At 55.9% G+C, this 19196-nt stretch carries 12 protein-coding genes and 5 pseudogenes; 4 read left to right on the forward strand and 13 right to left on the reverse strand.

Annotation, left to right across the window (positions count from 1 at the left end):
* Window positions 1–330: 330 nt before the first annotated feature.
* Window positions 331–693, reverse strand: a pseudogene (locus BS629_RS04915) (DDE-type integrase/transposase/recombinase); the annotation flags it as partial.
* A gap of 72 nt (window positions 694–765) precedes the next feature.
* Here BS629_RS04915 and BS629_RS04920 point away from each other — a divergent pair.
* A pseudogene (locus BS629_RS04920) lies at window positions 766–966 on the forward strand (IS6 family transposase); the annotation flags it as partial.
* A 53-nt stretch (window positions 967–1019) separates the two neighbouring features.
* Here BS629_RS04920 and BS629_RS04925 read toward each other — a convergent pair.
* From BS629_RS04925 to BS629_RS39605, 4 genes and pseudogenes are all read right to left on the reverse strand, one after another.
* Window positions 1020–1190: pseudogene (locus BS629_RS04925) on the reverse strand (transposase); the annotation flags it as partial.
* Between the two features lie 78 nt (window positions 1191–1268).
* The gene (locus BS629_RS04930; protein ID WP_077987990.1) at window positions 1269–1469 is read right to left on the reverse strand and encodes a hypothetical protein; all 201 of its coding nucleotides are present in this window, start codon (window positions 1467–1469) and stop codon (window positions 1269–1271) included.
* A 561-nt stretch (window positions 1470–2030) separates the two neighbouring features.
* Window positions 2031–2684 (reverse strand): annotated as a pseudogene (locus tag BS629_RS04935) (ISL3 family transposase); the annotation flags it as partial.
* Between the two features lie 112 nt (window positions 2685–2796).
* A pseudogene (locus BS629_RS39605) lies at window positions 2797–3012 on the reverse strand (carboxymuconolactone decarboxylase family protein); the annotation flags it as partial.
* An 889-nt stretch (window positions 3013–3901) separates the two neighbouring features.
* Here BS629_RS39605 and BS629_RS04950 point away from each other — a divergent pair.
* Both BS629_RS04950 and BS629_RS04955 read left to right on the forward strand, forming a co-directional pair.
* Window positions 3902–4843: a Rossmann-fold NAD(P)-binding domain-containing protein gene (locus BS629_RS04950; protein ID WP_077987994.1), complete on the forward strand. Its 942-nt coding sequence runs from the start codon at window positions 3902–3904 to the stop codon at window positions 4841–4843.
* A gap of 151 nt (window positions 4844–4994) precedes the next feature.
* The gene (locus BS629_RS04955) at window positions 4995–6239 is read left to right on the forward strand and encodes an ATP-grasp domain-containing protein (RefSeq protein WP_077987995.1); all 1245 of its coding nucleotides are present in this window, start codon (window positions 4995–4997) and stop codon (window positions 6237–6239) included.
* Between the two features lie 1304 nt (window positions 6240–7543).
* Here BS629_RS04955 and BS629_RS04965 read toward each other — a convergent pair.
* The 8 genes from BS629_RS04965 to BS629_RS05005 form a co-directional block, all read right to left on the reverse strand.
* A complete protein-coding gene (locus tag BS629_RS04965) occupies window positions 7544–9331 on the reverse strand; it encodes a hydantoinase B/oxoprolinase family protein (protein ID WP_077987996.1) in 1788 nt (595 codons plus the stop codon).
* A 12-nt stretch (window positions 9332–9343) separates the two neighbouring features.
* Window positions 9344–11422: a hydantoinase/oxoprolinase family protein gene (locus BS629_RS04970; RefSeq protein WP_077987997.1), complete on the reverse strand. Its 2079-nt coding sequence runs from the start codon at window positions 11420–11422 to the stop codon at window positions 9344–9346.
* 98 nt (window positions 11423–11520) lie between these two features.
* Window positions 11521–12603 carry a branched-chain amino acid ABC transporter permease gene (locus tag BS629_RS04975; RefSeq protein WP_077987998.1) on the reverse strand — a complete coding sequence of 361 codons (1083 nt, stop codon included), beginning with the start codon at window positions 12601–12603 and terminating at the stop codon, window positions 11521–11523.
* Between the two features lie 3 nt (window positions 12604–12606).
* Window positions 12607–13521: a branched-chain amino acid ABC transporter permease gene (locus tag BS629_RS04980; RefSeq protein ID WP_077987999.1), complete on the reverse strand. Its 915-nt coding sequence runs from the start codon at window positions 13519–13521 to the stop codon at window positions 12607–12609.
* Window positions 13518–14216: an ABC transporter ATP-binding protein gene (locus BS629_RS04985; RefSeq protein WP_245315058.1), complete on the reverse strand. Its 699-nt coding sequence runs from the start codon at window positions 14214–14216 to the stop codon at window positions 13518–13520. The genes BS629_RS04980 and BS629_RS04985 overlap by 4 nt, the downstream gene beginning before the upstream one ends.
* Before the next feature lie 55 nt (window positions 14217–14271).
* Window positions 14272–15042, reverse strand: coding sequence for an ABC transporter ATP-binding protein (locus BS629_RS04990; RefSeq protein WP_077988001.1), 771 nt, complete (start codon window positions 15040–15042; stop codon window positions 14272–14274).
* Window positions 15043–15101: 59 nt separating this feature from the next.
* Window positions 15102–16301 carry an ABC transporter substrate-binding protein gene (locus BS629_RS04995; protein WP_077988002.1) on the reverse strand — a complete coding sequence of 400 codons (1200 nt, stop codon included), beginning with the start codon at window positions 16299–16301 and terminating at the stop codon, window positions 15102–15104.
* Between the two features lie 592 nt (window positions 16302–16893).
* The gene (locus BS629_RS05005) at window positions 16894–17442 is read right to left on the reverse strand and encodes a cupin domain-containing protein (protein ID WP_077988003.1); all 549 of its coding nucleotides are present in this window, start codon (window positions 17440–17442) and stop codon (window positions 16894–16896) included.
* A gap of 177 nt (window positions 17443–17619) precedes the next feature.
* Between BS629_RS05005 and hisD the strand changes: the two genes are divergently transcribed.
* Window positions 17620–18918: a histidinol dehydrogenase gene (hisD, locus tag BS629_RS05010; protein WP_077988004.1), complete on the forward strand. Its 1299-nt coding sequence runs from the start codon at window positions 17620–17622 to the stop codon at window positions 18916–18918.
* Window positions 18919–19196 lie beyond the last annotated feature (278 nt).

Consider the following 19196-nt stretch of genomic DNA (forward strand, 5'->3'; position numbering starts at 1 on the left):
GTGCAGACATTGCAACACGCTTTGTTTTAACAGGTAATTCATGTTCGAATATCCGCGCTACATGCGGATTTTCCAACATGATTTCTCTCCATCGCTTGCAAATCCAGCCGCGGCGCGGACCTTCGCTTTGCGCGCCGGGAGGGACTCCTCGCCAAAGCGAAAGGCGACGCTGCGCATGCCGAATTTCAATTCCGTGACGCGGGCTGTTTCCTGAGCCGTCAGACGCTCGTTCCCTCAAAAAGGCCAGGCATGGCCTATGGCGTGAAAAGCTCTTCGCCGGACGTTGTCACGTTGTTTGAATGTGGCCACGTGAGGCCGAGCCTGCGCTTTTCAGGCAGGCCGTGCACTCACGGCTTCCCACGCGGCCATTGCCTGGCGTCGATGGGTTCGAATTTGTGCTGCGGAGCGGTTGGTCTGGGATGGGACGAAGAGGTTTCGGACGGCGGAGAAGATCGACACGAAATGTTGCAATGAGCCAACCGACCGGAAACCCTGTCGCGTTTGCTCCCGTTTTCTCAACGGCAGGTGAGAATTCTCCGCCCGGTTGTTCAAGCCTTTATGCGAGCGGTGTTCCACGTTCGGCATGACCTGGCGTTTGGCCGCCCCGTAGGAGCGCAATATGTCGGTGATCATACGCTTTGGCGGCATGCCCTGTTTCTTCAGAAGTCGCGTCAGCAGGCGCTTGGCCGCCTTGTCGGTGCACTCACGGTCATGGGTGCGCTGCTACCTCAATTTCCTTACCGCTCAATCAATGTGACAGTACCCTCTCATCAACCCGTCCGACGGCGGGAGAGGATCATGAAGCGCTTCAAGTCAGCGCGACACCTTCAGCGTTTCGTTTCCGTCCACGACCCGATCGTCAACCTCTTTAACGTTCCCCGCCACGATATTCCATCCACCCACCATCGAGAATTGCGAGCAACTGCCATGCAAGCATGGCGCCAAATCGCGCGGCACGCCGAATGAACCAAAGCCTCACTCCCAGATCTTGTCTTCGCAGCGTTAAGTTTACAGTGCCCGCCGAGCCGTTCGGGCAGGTCACGCCAGCGACCACCGGAACGGGCCACCCACAACAGCGCGTCCAGGAACAGCCGGTTGTTCGTGCGCGGGCCGCGTTTGCCCTTCGTGCCGCCCGGCACACAATCCTTGATCCGTTCCCACTGGTCATCCCGAAGCGCATCACAATCCACGGCCGATCTCCAAAAGTTAGCCTTGAATCTGATTTGCGCCTCCGGCGGAATCCCAAACCGTTAAATCGTCACCACGACCTAATTCGGTCGAAGCCTTTTGGTCGCAATCAGCATGACGAGATCTTCGGAGGCATCTGCGAGCGCCAGTGCCAATTCCGCAGCCGACCATCCACGTTTCTGCAAACTGACGAGCATTTCCACCATCGCGACTTCGACTTCTCGTCTGCAGCTCGAAATCGGCTTCAATTCGATATGTTTCTCATCACATGCCGTAGTCATCTTAGCCTCCGCTCTGCCATATGAAAGGCAGCGTCAACAATTTCGACAATGGGTGGATATGGTAGGGGTTGCATGCAAGCCTCAAGCCATTACGCATCGACACAGATTGCCTCGGCTGCGCGCAACCCCTCGCGCGCCATTATTTGCCGATGTCCGGCATCAGGAGCGTCTCGCATGAATCTGCACAATAGGCGGTGGAATTCTTCCCGGCGCCTGAGCGGGTGCACGCAGAATGATTTCTGTTGCAAGCCAACGCTTGCGCAAAGCGCGCAAGAACAATTCTCCGATAGTTCACGACCTATCCTCCTATTTTTGCATGTTTTGTTTTGAATAAATATCGTTTTATGTTGCCGGCGCCCCGAAACTACATTGCACCGGCAGCTGCGTATTTTGGAATTTCCGAACTTCCTTCGGAATTAACCACTACTCATTTAGATATATGAACAGGACGCAATTGTCGTTATCGCCGCATCCTGAAAATTATCGGTCCGTCCATTTCTGCTCACCAGGGAATATGATAAGTAGCTTATGCACGTAAAGCTTTAGCCAATTCGGCTTCTGTAAGATGGCCTCAAGAAAACTTTGTCTGACACGGAAGACATCGGTTCTGTGACCGCGGACGATCTGGCGAACTGTTCCGCGGCTATAGCCAGGTTGTCGAACGATTTCTTTTATTGGAACGCCATCGGAGGAGAGCTTGGTCATCGTCGAATTCACGTCCTCACGCCGCAGATAGCTGTCATATTGCAGTCGTTCAGCGCAGGTGAGTAGCGCAGGATTGATCGTCGTAGCACCAATTTCGGTACGGATCGCTCGCATGGATTTGCGCACGACGTCGAGGAACGCCGCGCTGGCGTTCTCCATCAAATGCCAACGATCTGCGACCTGAACGGCGTGTGGTAAAGCCTTAGCGGCAGCTTCACGATAGCCCCCGCCTCGGTCGCGGGAAACAATCGCAATTTCGGGGTGCTGAGCAAGGAAGGTGGAAACTGTCGCGATCTCCCGATCGGGCAGAAGCTTTATAATCCTTCGCTTCTCAAGATCACATACAACGGTGCCATAGCGGTGATTGCGGCGGAAAGCCCAATCGTCAACGCCGACGACGTTTAGAGCATCATCCTGCGTCATGGATTTTCTTCTCACCGCGCGGATGAGCGTGTCATTGCTGACTGGGATCATCAAGCGTTTGGCAAATGCTGCTGCAGGCCGCCATCCACGGCGCGTCGCTGCCTGTTCTGCGCTTGTCACTCGACCGGCAGGAGGTCTCTGTGGGATGGAGGAACGTTCGTCCCGCTCGAGGAGTAGCCCGCGCGCCGGCAGGCGTTTCGCCGCGGACATGTATCCCGAACTCGTGCATGCGATTGAAGGCCGCGAGCATTCCAAGGTTGACAAGGCTGCGCTGCTTCAGGTCGAGGCCGTTGTCGGTCCAGGCTGCACCCCAGCAATATTCATTGAGAACATCCTGGAAGGGCCGGGAGAAATCATCGGCACTGCCGAGAGCGCGATCAACATACTCGTGCCCGAGCACCTTGCGCGGGCGCATTAATGATCGAAACCATTGCGATCAATACACGCTCCAGCGCCGGTATCCGGAGAAATCTGCTCGTACGTACGATTATGCGCCCCTACACCAAGGGCGAGCTTGCCCACGACCGAGGCCATCGTTGTGTCGCGCAGGACCATTCAACCCGATATCCAGCGTCGCCCTGGCTTACCAGATATCTGAACCTGCATTGCTTCCCAGTTCCCGCAAGTGCTTGGAAAAATACCTGCTGCTAAGTTTGATCTCCAGGATATGGCGAACGCTCCGTCGCTACTCTCCGGGCGAAAGCCGGGGCCAATTACGACAGCACATGTCGGCGACCCTACAAAACCCTCCGTACAGCGACAACGAAACACGTTCAATCTCTAGAGGTTACCGGCGCAACCTGATTGGCACGAGTAGTGCTCAGAGTTAGCCGGGTCCCTAAAGCCCGAATCTGATTGGGAGCTTAAACGACTATGCACATCGTGGTCTGTATCAAACAGGTGCCGGACTCTGCGCAGATACGCGTCCACCCGGTGACAAATACGATCATAAGCCACTGCCGTCGAAGGTATGCTCGGCCGACGATTCTTCTATGCATTGGCCTTGCAACTTCGCATCGACCCGCTGCGGAGTTTAAGGTCCCTCTCTCTTCGGAATCAGTCAATTGGCACGACGATCAGAAAGACCGTTGTGACCAGCAATCGAAAATGAGGAGTGATTATAACGCAATACCTCAGCGCCGCGCTGATCCCAGCCAAAGCTTCGTCGTCAATCGCAAGGGCGATCCGGTACCTAAGATTCCAGCACGGTGGCTCTGCAAGTCGCCGCTCGGAGAGGTGCACAGGAGGCTTCCGCGAAATTCCGGACAACCCGAAAGCCACATACAAACGTCAGGAGTAGGGCTATGAACGAAGTTGTTGGCCATTACGTAGATTACGAAATGACTTCACCCCTTCAAATGGCACGGCACTCTGCGCAGATAAAGCCATTGGGTGTCGATCTCGCAAGACGTGGACTTCTTTTGCTGACGACTTGTTTACGAGTTGAAGTTTATGGCGAAAAGTTCGACGTCGAAAGCACGGACATCGAAGTATTCCGTGGTTTTCCACACAAGGTTGTTGAAGGACCAAACGCTGTCGCCCAGCGATTAGCAGAGATCTCCGCAGGTGCCAAATCCCAGATCCTTGGGGAGCCCTACATTCAAGAGCAACTTTCGAAAGCTGTGGGACTGCTTGATCCGGACCTTCGGATTTGCCGCATCGCGCGATTAGCAATTGACGTGAGTTGCGGGTCACGCGAGCGGCAGCGCTTCACGGCACCATTCAACTACGATCGAATTGTCTATGACATGATTGCGGAGCAGCTTGCGGGTTCAGTTGTACCTGATCGCCTTTACGTGATCGGCGCCGGTATGCTCGGCCGCGAACTTGTCAGTACTGGCCCGGGAAAAATGTTTCGCTCAACTGTCGTCGTTACGCGGAATCCTAAAAATCTTCGCAAACGTCTCGGTTCCAGGTCAAAAATACGAGTCGACATGATGCGTCCAGGAGAGATCGGGTGCAAACCGGAACCGCATTCCGCCGTTGTCATCGCAACCGCTGACGTAAACGCAGAATACCAAGCTGTTCTTCAAGACGCTCTTCTACGGCTGGCACCGCGGATTGTAATAGACCTTTCGTCAATCCCGGTGTTGCAGGAAGCCGCAGTTGCGAGGCTCAACTATGTGACCATGTACGATCAAAAGTTTCTCCAGCGTATAGCGGAGAACAACAAATATCTTATGTCCAAGCTGCCGCAGCTTCAATCCGATATCCAGACCAGACTTCTGGCGGGGGGCATACCATGACTGAGACTTGCAAATCATACCACTCAATGATCGGAGAAACTCGATCGGTACACGTGAACCTCTGCATCCGGAGAAATGGCTGCAGAAACCGGTTTTCTTTGGAAACCGTCGCGGACGCCCAGATAAAGCTCGCACGTCAAAGGTCACCACGATGAAAAGAAAAGCACTCATCCTCGTTGAAGGTTCGAGGAATAATGGTCAACTGTATGTTCACGCGGCACAACGCCAGGGACTTCATCCAATTACGCTGGCCACTGATCCAACCGACTATCACTACATTATTGCGGAAAGCAGTGAGGCGATAGCGGTTGATACCGAGGATTTCCATGCGATGTTGCATGAATGCCTCAAGCTAACTGCAACCTATGATATCGCCGGAATTACGGGTTTTACCACTCGCGGCGAATCAATCTATGTGACCGTCGGAAAACTATGCCAACACTTCAATCTGCCGGGCCCCGATCCTGAATGTGTCGAACGGTGCTCTGACAAATACGCTCAACGTCAACTCCTCATGCAATCCGGTTTACCGGTTCCAGGTTTCCGGCGGGCAACTAGTGCAACAAGCGTGAATATGGCAGCCACCGACATAGGGCTGCCGGTTATTGTTAAGCCAGCAATGGGCAACGGCAGCAGCGGCGTCCGGTTATGCCGCGATGCGGGCGAGCTCGCCGAACATACGGCCCACCTGCTAGGAGAGACGATCCCACGGCGTTCTTCGCAAACGATTCTTGTCGAGGAATTCGCAGAAGGCCCTTTCTACGACGTCGTAACAATGGGAAATGAGGTTGTTGCAGTCGGTTCCGGCTACTTCGGTCCCCCACCGCATTTTGTCCCCTACCAGAGTATTTTCCCGGCCCAGCTGACCGAGGAACAGTATGATCATATTTCGGATATCTCATTACGATGCCTGCAAGTACTAGGTCTTGGCTGGGGCCCAGCGAACATCGAATTGCTTTGGACGAAAAGCGGCCCCGTCATAATGGAAGTCAATCCACGTCTTCCAGGGTGGACCACTCCACGGCTGATTCAGCTTGCCCACGGTGTGGACATCATTGAGCAGCATATCAAGTGCGTGATTGGAGAAGAGTGTGATCACCCCATAAGACAATCCCGCGCTTCGGTAGCCCAATTTTTAGCGCCCGATTGCGACGGCACGCTAGCCCACATCCGCGGTATCGACCTTGCCGCCGCTGTACCAGGAATCGCTGAGGTCGCCTTCTATGTTGAGCCCGGTGTTTCCCTTGTCCGGAGAGGCGATTGCTCGGATATAATCGGACATATTATCGCCAGCTCGGCCGACCTCACTAGGGCTGAAGCGATCCTTCGGCGTACTATCGACTTAATAGATTGGGAGGTCACACCGGTGGATAAGGGGAAACAGCTTGGGACTTGACCTGCATACACAGCCCCTTCTGTGATGTCTGATATGCAATAGACCGTAGTTGCTCTTTTAGGCACCGATAGCACCAATGAGCCACGCGCCAGCTTTGCCTGGGGATTTTGGCTCCCGGTTCATGGCTGGCGCGGCGCTCGGCGTAACGGCAACCGCCCAAATCATGCGGCGAGCGAAAGCGTTGCAATTGGCAGGCAATGCAGAGGTCGGGAACGACCGCGTCTTTGGGATGACGAAAAAAGCTAGACATTGTCATATCTCTCGGTCGGGGAGGTGCATGTCCTTCACACTCATGGGCCGCGGTTTTCCGTCGGCCCTTTTTTCTTTACCAAAATACGTCGCACGGTGTTGAAGGCATTAGAGAAAAGCGGGGTCGAAGCCCCGCGGCTCGGCTACTCAAAGGCTGACATCTGGGCAGTCGCGGCTTGTCTGTCGAGTTGGCGGGCTGCCCGAGATCGTGCTTGAGAACCGCGATGACGACCCAGTCATTGAGATGGCGACATTCGAATTCCTGCCTGTCGCGCACATGAGACTGACGGCCGTTCAGTGTGATGCCCGTGACGCGCTCGTAGGCAGTAGGGGAATAGTCGCGAGTGTGCGATCGGCCAGCCGCCGCTCATAGCCGTTGAACAGCCGCGGGAAGGCATGGGCAACCTTCGCCCATCCACTATCCTTCCAATAAAACCCGTCGTCATCTGCCCCGTGGAGCACGGTACTGACTTCGTAGATGGCCCGCCAAAGGAATTGGTGGGCCCGATGTCCTCGATCGCCTATGCCGGCGGTTGAGCCTAAACGTCTTTGACGTGAGATTTGGAAGGACTTCTTCGTCACGCTGAACCGCCTGTTGACATGGGCGGAATGGATGGTGACACCACAGTTTTATTCCGGGATAGCTTATCCGCTTCTCGATCTCATGCCGTTCGAGAGCATCACTCCTAGCCACCCTCCTGATTGAGTTCCAGCGCCTACCTATAACCACCGGCTCTCAAGCGTCACTCCTGATGATCTGCGCGATCATCAAGCGACCTCAGGTGCTGCACAGTAAGCTTTTTGGTCTCCCCGCCCGGCTTGGTGGCTTTTCTGTCCACACAGCCGGCCGCTACAAAATTCCAATTCGAGCACAATATTACCCCGCAGTCCATCAAGCGCTCTGTCTTCACTGAGGGCCGCGACTTTCCGACCTCATTTTTATCGCTTGAAGAAACGCGTCGTTACATCTCGACGAAGGAAAAAGCCGCGCCCAAGGCGCGGCAAAGTAGGCCCGCCGTTTAGTGTGCGGGCCAGGGAAGTGATAAAGGTTGTTCTCAGATGGTCGCCAGAGCACGTCGTTTCTCGTCGGTGGCCCTCGCATCAACTTTGGAACCATCCCGGACGGGATAGCTGTCGAAGATAACCCCATAGACGTCAGCGGCCCTCTCCTCGGTCTCGTATCGTTCGAGGACATCGTCTAGCACGCGCTCGGGATCACGTTCCAACGGCGAACCGTACCCGCCGCCGGAGCAATCGATTCCGCGAACGGCATCACCTGGGGCCAGCTCGATGCGAGCTGCGTTAGTCAGCTTGGTGCTCTCACCGTTCTTACGGATGACGAAGCGTTCTGCACGGGCACCATCGAGACCACCCCGCACGCCCTTTGGTGGTTCTTCCTGACCATCGCCAGGGTACATTACGGTCATCGCGTCTGATTTAATCCCGAATTCGATTTCAGCGCTCGGTGCTCCACGGAAGCGCCCTGCCCCGCCCGTGCCTGGGATAAGAGCGAGACGCCGAACTTCCAGCGGATGCTTCAGTTCATCGATCTCGATAGAATCTCGATACATTAGACCCGCAACGACCGGGATGCCGTAGGTTATCCAACCATCGGCCTTTGGCGACGCCGGACCTCCGTTAATGTTGAGATGGATTTGGTTGATGAATGGAGCACCATTAAAGCGCGGGTCTCGACCGGATACGACGGCCATACCGACGCCTGGGCCAACCGCCCCTTCGGCCAACCCCTGCCCATCCCCAAGCTGAGCGAATGCCGCCCCCGTGAGATTGATCATACGGTCCGACACGTTGGTTGTCGCGACCGAGCAGGAATGCGGGAACTTCGGGATGCCAGCCACCGCACCTTCGCGGAGATGGACGCGAACGCGGCGGAATGAACCCGCATTTTGCGGAACGTCGCTGTTCAAGCTGTTGAACAGACCGGCCAAGACGGCGGAGGTCGCTGTGGCTTCGCTCTGGTTGAGACCGCAATCGACGTTGTCTATATTGTCGCGAAGGTCAATGTCGATGTAGGCCGAGTCCGGATCGACCATGACCTTCACCTGGAGCGGGATACCTTCAGGAAGGAATGGCATGCTGTCGTGTCGGCCATGATTTTCAAGTTTAGCCGCTGGAAGAGAACGGACGGCGTTGACCATGCGCTGCTCCGAATAATTAAGCCAGGATGTGATAAAAGTCTTGATCGTTTCCTTGCCGTACTTTGCGCACATCTCTTTCAGACGACGCTCAGCGATGCGAGCAGAACTGATCCCGGCCATGAAGTCACCGTACCACTGCGATGGAACCCGGATGCGCTTTTGCATCATATTCACGACGTCGCCCACCATCTTGTAATCGCGCTGGATGCGTACGGCCGGGAAAATCAACGCCCCTTCTTCGTAAACGTCCTTAGCCATCGACATGTAGGTCGTCGGTAGGCTGTTGCCGCAATCGGCCTGGTGAGCCTTTGCAACCGCTGTAAAATGGTGCTCGCCCTCGAAGAACACAGGCACCATGAAAGCGTGGTCGGCAGCGTGAGTATTGCCGGAATATGGGTCGTTATGCAGATAGCAGTCGCCCTCGGCGATGTCCGGATGATTGTCGCACATTACTTTGGTCTGCAAGTCTGTTCCGAAAATGTGGATCGGGAGGCCCTCAGCGCAGGCGAATAACTCGTTCGTGCCGGTGACGATAGCGCACGAGAAGTCACGGGCGGAGTTGATGACGGCGGATCGTGCCGTCTTCAGCATCGTATTGGTCATTTCTCGGACGATGCCATCGACCCGGTTGGCTAGAACTGCCGTTAGGACGGTATCGAGCTTAGAGTTATTAGTGTCGGTCATATCAGGCCTCGATCAAAACGTGAGAAGATAATGGCCATTGGCCGTTACGCGGGCGGTCATGTCAGGGAACACAACGACGGTCGTCGTGGGCTCTTCGATAATGCATGGGCCATGGAAGATCATGCCGGGCTTAATGTTGTCGCCCTGATGAATCCTGGTCCTGGCTGGATTACTGGAACCGAAAAAGCAGTTGCGGTACATTTCCGGACCGGAGAAATTCTCCGAGTATCCGACCGGCTCTTTGGCTGTCTGCGAGATGCCCGTTTCGACGCTCAAGCGGGCCTTCCAGCTGATGAATTCGATGGCGCTTCCTTCGTCACGCATTTCAAAGAGACGCTCGTGTGTGCGGTGGAAGCTCTCGATGAGTGCGTTCCTCGCCTCGTTCGACGACAAGTCGGGATCGAGCACCGGTGTCGAGATTTCCCAAACCTGGCTCGCGTAACGAGCTTCGACGAAATACTCAATGCGGTGCTTGGTGCCTGGCGGTAGGTTCTTCAGACCGGCGTAGAAGGCGTCAAGCTTGTCGGTCAGACCCTGCAATGTGTTAGCCAGACCGGCGCTGTCGAAGTTGGCGCTTGTCGTGAAGTGGGTAACAGACTCCTCCGTCAGAATGTTCGCGAAGTGCATACCGGACGCTGACAAGGCAGATGCCTGCTTCGGGAGCAGCACGTTGTTGCAGCCCAACTCCTTCGCAATCAGCATGATGTTGACGCCAGCGGCCCCGCCCCCGGCAAGAATGACACTTTCGCGCGGATTGATACCCTGCCCGATGGTGATGTCGTGGATCGCCTTGATCATTACTTCCGAAGCCAGGTTCAGGATGCCGTATGCGGCTTCTTCAATGGACCGACCAATGCTTGTCGCAACCGTTTCCACAGCTTTGCGGGCGGCTTCGTTGTCGAGCGTCATCCGACCACCCAGAAAGTAATCAGGATTGAAATATCCCAACACACAGGCGGCGTCCGATACCGTAGGCTTCTGACCCCCGCGTCCGTAGCAAGCCGGCCCCGGAACCGAGCCAGCCGAGTGAGGACCGACGCGCAGAAGGCCACCGTCATCGATCCAGGCAATGGAACCACCGCCAGCGCCTACGGAGCGGATATCGACGGAGGAGATTCCGAGGAGATGACCGGTCCATTCTCCACCCAGCCAGGTGTCACGCGAGTAGACGAGCTGATTCTCTCGGACGAGACCGACGTCGAAGGTCGTTCCGCCTGTATCGCAGACGATGATGTCGCCGCCGCAGTTCTCGATGGTGCTGAACGCACGGGAGGCTACCGGTGCCATCGAAGGACCGGACTTCGCGAGCTGGATTGGCTTGCTGATGACGTCGGAAATCTGGTTGCAGCCGCCAATTGAGGTCGAGACTAGGACGTCTCCTTCGTAACCCGCTTCGCGCAAATCGCTGTTCAGGCGACGGAGATGCTGTTGCATCAGGGGCTTCAGCGACGCGTCGATTGAAGTGGCGGAAGCGCGACGATACTCACGAACAATAGGGATCAACTGGTGCGACAATGTATATGGCAAACCCGGAAGGTGTTGCTCAATCAATTCGCCAATGCGCCGTTCGTGCGCAGAGTTCGCCACGGACCAGATCAGGCTCACAGCAATGGCCTCGTAGCCCTCCTCCTTCAACTGCAGCAACACCTTGACGGCGTGAGCTTCGTTGAGGGGACGGCTTACGGTACCTTCCGAACTCATCCGCTCGTCGATTTCAAAGGTCCGGCGACGAGGAATGTACGGTTCCGGAAAATCGACACTGAAGTCGTGGGGATTGCGCTTTCCACCTTCCTTGAACACCAAGACATCCGGGAAACCATCCGTCGTCAGGAACGCGGTCTTTGCACCCTGGCGGGTAACAATCGCGTTCGTGGCGCGCGTGGTGCCGTAGATGAACAGCGAAGTTTCCGCAAGCAGCTGGATCAGCGTCTTGCCGAGCTGCTCTGCTGCGTTGGCGATTGAGTTGCTGACGCCTTCGAACGCTCGATCCGGCGTGGTCAGCGATTTACCGATGGTCAGATTGCCTTCGGGGTCGGATACGACCACGTCAGTGAAGGTGCCGCCGGTATCGACCGAAATACGATATGTCATTGGGTTCTCCGTCAAATTCACGTGCGGCAGCGCCGCCAACAAAGGCCTTCACGAAATATCGCCCTAGAGCGATTGCCGCGTACGATAAATCCGAACTGTCAGTGTGTGGCAGTCGCCGTTTGACTGGCATCCGCTAGTAATTTTTCCGAGTGGCGCTTTCTGCCGGTCAGGGCGAAAAGTTCGCGTCCACCAGCGATGCCACCGGGTCTGAAGATCAGAATCAAGGCCATGATGATGCCAAGACCGATCTCCTGGCTGCCGGGCGGCAAAGCAATTGAAGTGCTGCCGAGCGTAAAACCCCGTTCCAGAAACCGGAGAACCTCGACGATCACCGTCACGACGACTACTCCGGATACCGCCCCGGTCAGGCTGCCTACTCCACCGACGACGAGCATCGCCAAGGCGATAAATGTCAGGTTGAGGTAAAAGGCATCGATAGCCAGAATTCCGAGGAACTGGGCATAGAGACCGCCAGAGACACCGGCTACGGCAGCGCTGAGTACGAAAGCAATTAGTCGAACCCGGACCACGCGAACGCCGGAAGCTTTGGCAGCAACCTCATCGTCCCGGCAGGCTCGCAGCATGATGCCAAATCGCGAGGTCTGAAACAGGTTGGCGACCAGGACTGCCAAAATTGCCCCACCAGTTGCTACCCAAGGACCCACGACCGTCGGAATGCCGATGATTGAGCTGACACCGGCGGTGACGCTATCCCAATTGGCAAAAACGCTGTTCACGATGATGAGGAAGGCGAAGGTCGCAATCGATGCCGCGATCCCGTTCAATCTCATAATCGCCAGGCCAAACAGTAGAGCAACGACAGCGGGGAGTAGCGCCGAACCGATCATGGCCATCCAGAATGGATACTGGTTTTCCTGCAGGAACGTCGGAAGCCCCGACAGCATAATCTGCTTGAACGTCGGTTCTGCAGTCGCCCAGCCGACCGCGTATGCGCCTAAGCAGGAGAACGCGACGTGACCGAATGAAGTGATCCCTGAGTTACCAATGAAGATGTAAAGGCCGACCACCAGCGTCATTCTAATCAGCATTTCTGTGACGGAGGTTGCAATGGCCTCATCGCCAACGAGCGTGGTGACAAGCGCGATTGCTGCGACGACCAACGACAGCACGACTGCTGAAGAATGCTGGCCGAAATGCGAAAGATTTGTGTGTCCCTTCATGGCTCAAACTCGCTCAATGATGTTTTTAGCTGGGAAGAGACCCGAGGGACGACCGAGCAGGACCAGGACAAGGATTCCGAAGGCAAAGGCATCTCGGAAGCCACGAAGATCGGCAGGTAGGTAAGCTTGCAGCATCACCAGGAGAATGCCGACCAAGAAGCCGCCCACAACTGCTCCAACCAAGCTTCCCATCCCTCCGATGACGACGGCCACAAATCCGAAGAGTGCCAGCGGAACGCCCATTGTATGGCTTAGAGAGCCAGTCTGGGTGACGTAAAGAAGAGAGACTGCCGTGGCCAGGATGCCAGTTACCGCGAATGCCATGCCGATTACGAAGTTACCATTCACTCCAAGATACTGGGCCATGCGGAAATCTTCTGCGGCGGCACGCATCTGGACGCCGTATCGAGTGCCGCGCAGGAAAGCGATCAGGGCAACCATCAATACCAATGTCGTCCCGATGGTGGTAAGCTGAAGGACCGGCAGGCGAACAGCGCCCAGTTCGATCTGAGTGTTCAACGACGGCCAGAGATCGACGGCCTTGGCACGTGAGCTGTAGACCAGAAGGAGACCATTCTGGATAATGTAGCTCAAGGCGAATGATCCGATCATCAGAGTTGTCGCGTTCGCGCGCCGAAGGGGTCGGAATACCAGTGCGTCTGTGAGCAGGGCGACGATCACAACGATCAGGCAGACCGACGGAAGCAGCGTCCACCAGCTCCAGTTTCCGATGAGCATCTGGGAGGTAACATCTGCGGATGGCACGATCAGGCTATAGCCACCGATAGTGATCAGATCGCCATGTGCGAAGTTGATGAGCCGAAGAATGCCGAACAGAAGACCGATGCCCAGCGCCACAAGAGCGTAGATGCTGCCCAGGCTTAGGGCATCGACCATGTTCTGAATGAAATTGATCATTGTTGTGTCTCCCGGGCGTCGGAGTGCTGGAAGCCGAAGTAGGCTTCACGGATAGCTTCGCCGTCCGCGAGATCAGCCGCCCTGCCCTCAAGTTGGATTACTCCGCCACGCAACACGTAGATGCGGTCGGCATGCTTGAGAATGCGGTTAGAACTTTGCTCGTTGATCAGGAGGGTGAGACCCTCCGTGCGGCGGATATCCAGCAGGATTTGATAGATTTGGTCGATGATTTTCGGGGCCAGACCCAGCGAAGGCTCATCGACCATGATCAGTTTTGCGCGGGTCATGAGTGCCCGTCCGATTGCCAACATCTGCTGCTCACCACCAGAAAGGCGGCCAGCCGGAAACTTCAGGCGCTCTCGAAGACGGGGGAAATATGTCAGCACCCGTTCGACGTCCTGCTTGGCCTGACCGCTGTCCTTCTGGATGTATCCAGCGATCTGAAGGTTCTCTTCCACAGTCAACGAGCCGAAGACATGTCGTCCCTCAGGCACCAGGGAAATTCCAAGGCGAGCAATCTTTTCCGGAGCCACTCCGGTGATCGCTTTGTCATTGAACTGAATGTTGCCAGAGACAACCGGTGCGCCGCCAGCGGCGGCTGCGAGCATAGTGGACTTACCCGCTCCATTGGGGCCGATTATGCACACGACCTCGCCCTTATCGACATGGATCGAAGCATCTCGCAACGCGGTCATCTGTCCATATCGGACTGTAATGTGGGATAGCGATAGGATGGTGTTTGACATCGGGTCAGGCCTCCATGCCGAGGTAGGCGGCGAGAACGCCCTCATGTCGTTTGATCTCATCCGGCGTACCGACCGCCAGGGTTTTGCCCCCGTCGAGGACGTGCACGCGGTGACAAATGCTCATCACGACGTGCATGTTATGTTCGATCAACAGGACCCCGCATCCGAAGCGATCAGGGATTTCGGCAATGTGATGTACGAGTTCGTCAGCTTCCGCGTCAGACATGCCAGCTGCTGGTTCGTCGAGGAGAATGAATTTGGGGGCGACGGCGAGGGCGCGCACGATGCTCAATCGGCGCTGATCGGTGTAGGCTAAAGCTCCGGCTGCGATGGAGGCCTTATCTGCGATGCCAATCCATTCGAGCAGCTCATAACTTGCCGCACGCGCTGGATTTCGTGCCAGGCCAAGCCCAAGGCCAGTGACCTCTACATTTTCGAGAACGCTCAAGTCGTTGAACAACCGCCCCGCCTGGAAAGTACGCGCGATACCCTCAAGGCGAAACCGGTCGGCTCGCCAACCAGCTGTGTCCGAACCATGAAGAAAAATCGCTCCTTCTGTCGGGGTCTGAAACCCCGTGAGACAATTTACCAGCGTGGTCTTTCCGGCACCGTTCGGTCCAATCAGGCCAAAGATTTCCCGGCTACCCACGTGAAGTGAAACATCTGAAATTGCCGCAAGACCCTGGAAATGAACGGTCAGATTCCTTGCAACCAGGCCGCTAGCGGTGGGCGTAGCAGCGTCATTGCCTGAGTGAAGCGACAAAATGTCAGCCATGATATTCCCCTTTTTTTGTAGGGGCACGCCAGTTAACCGGCGTGCCCAGTTCTACGCCTTTACTTCTTCAGGCGGTAGAGAACGTCGTTTGGAATATCTTGGCTTATCTTCACTTCCTCAATGACGTTCTGTTTGCCGTCCTTGATCTCGGTAACGAACATCGGGATTTGCGTCTGGATGTGAACGAGGTCAGAGAAGGAGCGCGTACCAAGAACCGTCGGAACCTCCTTGTAGGTATTCATCTCGGCAACTACCTTTTCGGCATCAGTCGAACCGACCTTCGTTACTGCCTGCGCGTAAAGGTCCAGCCACGCATAAATCGGGTAAGCATACTGCGTCGCGGGGCGGCCACCGTATTTTGCTTCATACGCCTTCGTCAGCGCTTCGACCTCGGGGCGCGGATCGCCGGAGAATACTGCCTGTACAGGCACGTAGAAGTCCTTGAGGTCCGGAACTGCACTGTTCCAATAGAGACCATCCATGCCCGTGTTGCTGAGGATAGGGATGTTAATCCCGGCTGCACGGATCTGCTTGATGGCACTGGCACCGCCAGGCGTAACCGAGCAAAGCATTACGTTGTCGACGCCTTCGTCGCGAACCGCATTGGCGAGGCGGGTGACCTGCGAACTGATCGAAGCGTCAGCGTTCTTGAACTCGTCCTTGGCGACAATGGTGCCGCCATGAAGCGGGAACGCCCACTCGTAACCGGCGCAGGACGACTTGTTGTACTCGAGCAGGTTGTCCACAAGGACATAGCCCTTCTTGAAGCCACGCTTGTTGATGCCCCATTCGGCCATCGTTGCGCCTTCAACCTGACCGGCATTGTTGGCAGTGAACGAAAGCTTGCCGACGCCTGCTACACCTGCCTTAGGATCAGACGCGCCGAGAAAGACCGAAATGAGCCCCGCCTTCTGTGCCTGCAGAGCCGCCGGAGCGCCGTAGTCATAGTCGGCCGTCACCAGAACAACATCCGCGCCGCCCTGAACCATCGCCTGGCCCGCTTTGGCACCTTCGACGCGGTCGGACTTCGTATCTTGCTGGATTTGTTTGATCGGATGGCCGAGAAGCCCGCCCTTTGCATTTTGCTGCTCGATCCACAGCTGAGCCATCTTGGTGGCTTCACCATCGTAAGCTGCTTCCCAACCCGTGAACGCCACAGCGAAACCGAGCGTGACGCCATCTTTTGCTGCATTTGCCGGCATCGCAGAACTAGCTACAGACGACGCTACCAGCGCCGAAGCAATAAGTCTCTTAAACATTGCTATTCCCCTTTTCATCGATTGGCCCAGTACGGGCTCTCAACACCAAACTTTCCAACGGCGTTGGAGAGTACTGCTGGCCTTTGGCCGTCTTTTTGAGCTTTCCGGAGAGAAAAGACGCTCCGCCGGAAAACTATGTTCTGCTAGGCTCGCTTGGTATTCATTGGAGCCCGCGATGAGCATCGTTCCCACGATAAAAGGAAACCCTGCAGCCGCGTTCGCGGGACCGATATTTTCTCGAGTTGTCGAGAACTTTTGGCGCGCCAATGTTCTTTGGCTTGGCCCCGCAAAGAACAAGGTCAGCACGGGTCTCGTCCATCGAAGTGGCGAAGGGGAAAACTGCACGAGCCGGCTCGAAGAAGATCTTGCGCCGTGCCTTTTGGAAGTTCCCGCCCCGGGATACACTTGTCAGATCACGCGGCTATGGAAACCGCTAGCCGCGAGAACAGTTGACGCGATGAAAGTAGCTTTGCAAAAAACCATAGGACGCTCCCCTTTTTGTTATCGACCTAGAAAAGCAGGTTTTCCGACTTAGGGAAGCAGGGATAACGTCCCCGGTGACTATACTCACCAGCAATAGATGACAGCCACGTTAGTATGTCGGAGGGGTAATGGCACTCAAGATTTCACTCTGTCCATCATGTAGGTTTCGAAAGCGATGTGGAAGGCGACTATCGAAGTAGTAGCCGTCACCCGGCTTCAGAACCTTTTTTTGGTTACCGACGGTGATTTCGACCACTCCGGAAAGGACCATGCCTGCCTCTTGTGCCGCATGCGTAAACTCTTCGCCGGTGTCAGCCCCGGGTGCATAGCGCTCGTGTAACATTAGTAATTGTCGATTGGGATGATCGAGGCCGATGACACGATATGAAATTGTTTCAACCTTTCCAATCTCCACCAAGTTCTCAGACGAATAGAATGGAGAATATGGCAGGCTGGATTGGAGATCGGAAAAAAATCCCGGAAGGGTCGTTCCTAGAGCGTCCAATACCGCGCCGAGCGTATCTATTGAAGGGCTCATCTTGTCTCGCTCGATAAGCGAAATCGTCGAATGTGAAATTCCTGAGCGCGCCGCCAACTCCCTCACACCGAGATCGCGGCGGCGGCGCAGTTCCCGGAGCTTACTACCAATCTTTGGCAATTATCGGTTCCCTTTATTGCACCGCCTGAGAATGCCACCTTCGCCACAATCGAGATACCTGCGTGGAGCTAGCGACTACTGAAGTGGTGATTATAATGAACACGTGGTTTGTGGGCAATTGCGAGGGTGCCAAAGTTTCACGATGCTCATCAGGATCATCCCACATAGGAGGTTTTGATGACGTCGCGTCTCGATGCGCTGAAAGGTAAGTTTATACGGGTCAAGGAACCGACCCGAGATGCTGTCTCGGATACGGCTCCTGTCGAAAAGACCGTAAAGGATATAATTGCGAATGTCCGTAAGCATGGCGACGCCGCCGTTCGCGAATACTCTGTCGCGTTCGATAAGGCCAACGTGACCAACTTCGAAGTTACTCACGAAGAGAAGCTCAAGGCTATCGCCGATCTCGACCCGCAAACTCGCGAAGACACCGAGTTTGCCATTGCAAACGTCCGTCGCTTCGCCGAAGCGCAGCTGGGCACGATACTCCCGCTGGAAATTGAGGCGCTTCCGGGGCTGCACCTTGGCCATCGCGTCATCCCGATAGAAATCGTTGGCTGCTATGTCCCGGGTGGTCGCTATCCGCTCCTCTCGGCACCCGTCATGACGGTTGTCCCTGCAAAAGTCGCCGGGTGTGACCAGGTCATCGCGTGCCTTCCACCGAATGCCCATCCGGCTATGATTGCCGGCTGCCATCTCGCCGGTGCAGACCGAATCTTCCGCGTCGGCGGAGCCCAGGCGATTGCTGCAATGGCCTACGGTACTGAAACGATTCCTGCCGTCGACAAGATCGTCGGTCCGGGCAATGCGTTTGTAAACGAAGCAAAGCGGCAGGTCTTTGGTCAGGTCGGTATCGACCAGCTTGCAGGCCCAAGCGAAATCTTCATCGTCGCTGACGAGACCGCCAACCCCGCAACCCTCGCGACCGATATGCTGGCTCAGGCTGAGCATGACGTGCGCACCCGTGTAGGGCTGGTTACGACGGACCGTAAGCTTGCTGAAGAGACGATCAAGGAAGTCGAAAAGCAGCTCGAAACCTTGACGACCGCTCAGGTTGCCAGCGTTGCGTGGAAGGACTACGGCGAAGTGACCGTCGTCGAAGACGAAGAGACGATGATCGCCTACTCCGATTACATCGCCACTGAACATCTTCAGGTTCACACCCGTGACCCTCAGGCGACCGCAAAGAAGCTCCGCAACTACGGTTCGATCTTTATCGGCGAACTGGCCAGCGTTGTGTACTCTGACAAGTGCTGCGGTACGAACCACACCCTGCCAACGATGGCAGCCGGTCGCTATACGGGTGGCCTTTGGGTTGGCTCATACGTCAAGATTGCCACGCACCAGTGGCTCGACGAGCGTGGAGTCGCTGCCGTAGCTCCGGCAGCTATTCGCCAAAGTGCCACCGAGCAACTGGAAGGCCACCGTCGCGCAGCTGCGCTGCGTCTTAGCCCTCAACAGTTCGCCGCAGAGTAATTTGACTCCCAAGCCTCTGCGATCAAAAGGGCCGCTAGAAATTCTAGCGGCTTTTCAGCTTGTCTTCCTGATCGGACCGATGTGCTGGGATGTTTCCAAAACGTAAAGCTACTCGGACTCGACGTGTTCGGCACGGTCGTCGATTGAGGCAGCGTCGCCCGCCAGTACTCGGCGGCAGAGTACAAGAGTATTCGATAGGGGACCACCTTCCGCTTTTTGCACCCTCATAATTTCAGCGGCTATCGACGGCTATGGATGGCGATCGGCGGAAATTTGAA

This window comes from Rhizobium leguminosarum bv. viciae USDA 2370, from assembly GCF_002008365.1.
GTDB lineage: Bacteria > Pseudomonadota > Alphaproteobacteria > Rhizobiales > Rhizobiaceae > Rhizobium > Rhizobium leguminosarum.

Coding starts and splice junctions, on each gene's coding strand:
- BS629_RS04930 (WP_077987990.1), bottom strand. CDS start 1,469: ATGACTACGGCATGTGATGAGAAACATATCGAATTGAAGCCGATTTCG.
- BS629_RS04950 (WP_077987994.1), top strand. CDS start 3,902: ATGAACGAAGTTGTTGGCCATTACGTAGATTACGAAATGACTTCACCC.
- BS629_RS04955 (WP_077987995.1), top strand. CDS start 4,995: ATGAAAAGAAAAGCACTCATCCTCGTTGAAGGTTCGAGGAATAATGGT.
- BS629_RS04965 (WP_077987996.1), bottom strand. CDS start 9,331: ATGACCGACACTAATAACTCTAAGCTCGATACCGTCCTAACGGCAGTT.
- BS629_RS04970 (WP_077987997.1), bottom strand. CDS start 11,422: ATGACATATCGTATTTCGGTCGATACCGGCGGCACCTTCACTGACGTG.
- BS629_RS04975 (WP_077987998.1), bottom strand. CDS start 12,603: ATGAAGGGACACACAAATCTTTCGCATTTCGGCCAGCATTCTTCAGCA.
- BS629_RS04980 (WP_077987999.1), bottom strand. CDS start 13,521: ATGATCAATTTCATTCAGAACATGGTCGATGCCCTAAGCCTGGGCAGC.
- BS629_RS04985 (WP_245315058.1), bottom strand. CDS start 14,216: ATGACCGCGTTGCGAGATGCTTCGATCCATGTCGATAAGGGCGAGGTC.
- BS629_RS04990 (WP_077988001.1), bottom strand. CDS start 15,042: ATGGCTGACATTTTGTCGCTTCACTCAGGCAATGACGCTGCTACGCCC.
- BS629_RS04995 (WP_077988002.1), bottom strand. CDS start 16,301: ATGTTTAAGAGACTTATTGCTTCGGCGCTGGTAGCGTCGTCTGTAGCT.
- hisD (WP_077988004.1), top strand. CDS start 17,620: ATGACGTCGCGTCTCGATGCGCTGAAAGGTAAGTTTATACGGGTCAAG.